The sequence below is a fragment of the Corynebacterium sp. UMB6689 genome (assembly GCF_030215295.1).
GTDB lineage: Bacteria > Actinomycetota > Actinomycetes > Mycobacteriales > Mycobacteriaceae > Corynebacterium > Corynebacterium aurimucosum.
Map to the genome: position 1 here is coordinate 1 of NZ_JASOLS010000208.1, position 260 is coordinate 260.

General features: G+C 46.2%; 1 protein-coding gene. It reads left to right on the forward strand.

The annotated features are described in order from the left end of the window. Nucleotides 1–260 (forward strand): hypothetical protein (locus tag QP363_RS13235; RefSeq protein ID WP_284764829.1); only part of this gene is annotated, 260 nt, incomplete at both ends.

Sequence of the window (260 nt, forward strand, 5' to 3'; positions counted from 1 at the left end):
GCGATGACAACGGTTCAGACAAGACCCAAGCCGACTTAACTGATCCAACTGTTCCGGCTAAGACTGAAGTCGAAGACAAGAACCACTTAACAGATGACGAAAAAGCAAAAGTTAAGAAAGCTGTCGAAGACGCCAACAAGGACAAGTTCCCAGCTCCTAAGGAAGGTCAAAACCCAACTAAGGTTGAAATCGGCAATGACGGTACTGCAACCATTACTTACCCAGATGGATCAAAAGACACCATCCCAGGGACTGACTTA